We start from the raw sequence: 4055 nt of genomic DNA on the forward strand, positions 1-4055 counted from the left end.
GGTATCGGACTTAACGACGCCGCAATTGCTGCGCATCTGGGCCACAATCAGGCCGCGAATGCCGGCAAGGCGGCGATTGCAGAAAGTGCATGACATGAATATCGTAGCCGAACACAAGATTTCGGGCCAACCGATCGACAACAAGGCTCCCAAGCGTCCGGTCCGACCGGTGCTGTGGTTCATCATCGTCGGCGCGCTTCTCGCCGCGCTCGTCGGTGGCCTCGTCTGGTTCAATTACTTCCGCGGCCAGATGATCAAGCAGTTCTTCGCCAACAACAAGCCGCCGCCGACCGCGGTGAGCGCGGCCGAGGCGAAGTCGGAGGTGGTGCCGAACCTGCTCACTGCGGTCGGCAGCCTTGTCGCCGTGCATCAGGTCGACGTCAGCGCCGATGTCAATGGCCGCGTCACCGAGATCAAGTTCGAGCCCGGTACGCGTGTCGAAGCCGGCACGCCGCTGGTGCAGCTGTTCGACGCACCGGAGCAGGGCGATCTCGCCAATTACAAGGCGCAGGCGACCGTCGCGCAGCTGTCGCTCGACCGCGCCAAGCAGCTGGCCTCGCGCCAGTTCGGCCCGCAGGCGACCGTCGATCAGGCTCAGGCCGCCTACGACCAGGCGCAGGCCGGCATCGCGAAGACCGAGGCGCTGATTTCGCAGAAACTGGTCCGCGCGCCGTTCTCCGGCGACCTTGGCATGCGCAAGGTCGAGGTCGGACAATATCTGACGGCCGGCACGGCGATCGTCTCGCTGACCGATTTGTCCGAGCTGTGGGCCAACTTCACGGTGACGGAAAAGGATTCTGGCAGCCTGAAGGTCGGCCAGACTGTCCGGCTCAGGGTGGATGCCTATCCGGGCCGCACCTTCGAGGGCAAGATCACCACGATCGAGCCGCAGATCGCGACCGATACCCGCAACATCCGCGTGCAGGCGACCATCGCCAATCCGGAGAAGATCCTGAAGCCCGGCATGTTCGTCACCACCACCGTGGTGCTGCCGGAGAAGCCGGCCGTGATCACCGTTCCGGAGACAGCGGTCGACTACACGCTGTACGGCGACTCGGTGTTCGTGATCACCGAGAAAAAGGAAGAGGACGGGAAGACCAGTCTCTCTGCGGTACGCACCTTCGTGCAGACCGGCAACAGGGTCGAAGGTCGCGTCGAGATCGTCAAGGGTCTGAAGCCGGGCGACAAGGTCGTTGCCGTCGGCCAGCTCAAGCTGCAATCGGGTGCACCGGTGTCGATCTCGACCGACCCGCCCCCGGCAATCCCGGCGCAGCCGCCGCGCTACTGACCCATTACATTCGCGTGATCCGGCTCGGCCGGATCACGCTCTTGAGAGATAGAAATCGAGACGCCGCGATGGCCTTTACCGACATTTTCATCAAGCGACCGGTCCTGTCGGTCGTCGTCAGCCTGCTGATCCTGCTGATAGGCCTGCGTGCGGCGATGGTGCTGCCGATCCGGCAGTATCCGAAGCTGTCGAACACCGTCATCAACATCACGACCGTGTATCCCGGCGCATCCGCGGACCTGATCCAGGGCTTCATCACGACGCCGATCGAACAGGCGGTCGCTTCCGCCGAGGGCGTCGACTACATCACCTCGTCCTCGGTCCTCGGCACCTCGACGATCCAGGTCTACATCAAGCTGAACTTCGATCCGAACCAGGCGCTCACCGAAGTGCTGGCCAAGACGAACTCGGTCAAATATCTGATCCCGAAGGAATCCAACGACCCGATCGTCACCAAGACCACGGGTCAAACCACGGCCGTGATGTATCTCGGCTTCTCGTCCGAGGAGCTATCAGGCTCGGCGATCTCGGATTATCTGACGCGCGTGGTGCAGCCGGTGCTGTCGACGGTCGATGGCGTGGCCTCGGCCGACATTTTGGGCGGCCAGACCTTTGCGATGCGGCTGTGGCTTGATCCCGTGAAGATGGCCGGCCGCAACGTGTCGCCGGCGGACGTTGCGGCGGCGATCCAGGCCAACAACTTCCAGTCCGCGGCGGGCCAGACCAAGGGCTATCTCATCGTCTCGAACGTCTCGACCAATACGGGCCTGACCGACGTCAACCAGTTCAAGAAGATGATCGTCAAGGCCAAGGACGGCGGTTTCGTGCGGATGGAGGACATCGCCACCGTCGAGCTTGCGGCCCAAAGCACGGACGCGAGCGTTGCCTTCAACGGCGAGCATGCGATCTTCATCGGCGTGCAGGCAACGCCGCAGGGCAACCCGCTGACGCTGGTCAAGGGCGTGCGCGCGCTGTTCCCCGAGCTCGAACGCAATCTGCCGCCCTCGATGAAGATGAAGGTCGCCTACGACTCGACCAAGTTCATCCAATCCTCGATCGACGAGGTGGAGAAGACGCTGGGCGAAGCCGTGATCATCGTGATCGTGGTGATCTTCCTGTTCCTCGCCTCGCTGCGCTCGGTCATCATTCCCGTCGTCACCATCCCGCTGTCGATGATCGGCGTCTGCACCCTGATGCTGGCGCTCGGCTTCAGCTTCAACCTCCTGACCCTGCTCGCGATGGTGCTCGCGATCGGCCTCGTGGTCGACGACGCCATTGTCGTGGTGGAGAACATCCACCGCCATCTGGAGGAGGGCAAGACGCCGGTACAGGCGTCGCTGCAAGGCGCGCGCGAAATCGTCGGCCCGGTCATCTCGATGACCATCACGTTAGCGGCCGTGTACGCGCCGATCGGCTTCCTTGGCGGTCTGACCGGTTCGCTGTTTCGCGAATTCGCGTTCACGCTGGCGGGCTCGGTGATCGTGTCGGGCGTAGTCGCGCTGACGCTGTCGCCGATGATGTGCTCGGTGCTGCTGAAGAACACCGAAGAAGGCCGGTTCTCCAAGCTTGTGAACCGGGTGTTCGGCGCCATCACGCGGTGGTACGGGCGCAAGCTGGACCGGTCGTTGGATTATAAGGCGATCACCGGCCTGTTCGCGGTGACGATCCTCGGGTTGGTCGGCTTCCTCTACATGCACACCTCGAAGGAGCTGGCGCCCGAGGAAGACCAGGGCATCGTGTTTGCGGTGACCAAAGCGCCGAAATACGCCAACATCGACTATGTCGATTTTTATGGCGAGAAGCTCGACAAGGAATTCCAGAAATTCCCCGAAACCGATCTGCGTTTCGTGCTGAACGGCATCAACGGCCCGCAGGGCGGTATCGCCGGCATGCTCCTGAAGCCTTGGGACGAGCGCAAACGGTCGTCGATCCAGCTCAAGCCGCTGGTGCAGGCCGAGCTCTCCAAGATCGAGGGCGTGCAGGCCTTCGCATTCAACCTGCCGCCGCTGCCGGGCGGGCCGGGCGGTCTGCCGATCCAGATGGTGATCAACTCCACCGCCGGATTCCAGACGGTCTATGAGCAGATGGAGAAGCTGAAGGACGCCGCACGCAAGAGCGGCATGTTCATCGTCTCCGACAGCGATCTTGCCTACAATCAGCCGAACGTGAAGGTCACGATCGATCGCACCAAGGCGCAGGACCTCGGCGTCAACATGCAGAACCTCGGCTCTACGCTCGCGGTGCTGCTCGGCGGCAACTACATCAACCGCTTCAACCTCGAAGGCCGCTCCTACCAGGTGATCCCGCAGGTGCCGCGCGGCAAGCGTCTGTCGCCGGAATCGCTCGGCGGCTACTATGTGACGACCAACACCGGCCAGCAGCTCCCGCTGTCGACGGTGGTATCGATCGAGACCAAGACCGACCCGAACTCGCTGACCCACTACAACCAGCTCAATTCGGCGACGTTCTCGGCCGTGCCGATGCCCGGCGTGACCGTTGGTGCGGCAGTCGATTTCCTCGAAGGCGAGGCCAAGAAGCTGCCGCAAGGCTTCAGCCACGATTATCTGGCGGACAGCAGGCAGTATGTTCAAGAAGGTAACCAGCTCGCGATCACCTTCGGCTTCGCGCTGATCATCATCTTCCTGGTGCTGGCGGCGCAGTTCGAGAGCTTGCGCGACCCGCTGGTGATCATGATCTCGGTGCCGATGGCGATTGTCGGCGCGCTGATCCCGCTGTTCTTCGGCGTGGCGACGATGAACATCTACAC

At 62.6% G+C, this 4055-nt stretch carries 2 protein-coding genes and 1 pseudogene; all 3 read left to right on the plus strand.

What is annotated here, in order from left to right; genetic code table 11:
* Positions 1-93 (plus strand): annotated as a pseudogene (locus IVA87_RS35330) (TetR family transcriptional regulator); the annotation flags it as partial.
* Position 94: 1 nt separating this feature from the next.
* Positions 95-1288: an efflux RND transporter periplasmic adaptor subunit gene (locus IVA87_RS10990; RefSeq protein ID WP_247333539.1), complete on the plus strand. Its 1194-nt coding sequence runs from the start codon at positions 95-97 to the stop codon at positions 1286-1288.
* A gap of 68 nt (positions 1289-1356) precedes the next feature.
* Positions 1357-4055 (plus strand): efflux RND transporter permease subunit (locus IVA87_RS10995; RefSeq protein WP_247333541.1); only part of this gene is annotated, 2699 nt, incomplete at its 3' end.

Origin of the sequence: Bradyrhizobium sp. 147 (assembly GCF_023073935.1) — a bacterium.
Classification (GTDB): Bacteria; Pseudomonadota; Alphaproteobacteria; order Rhizobiales; family Xanthobacteraceae; genus Bradyrhizobium.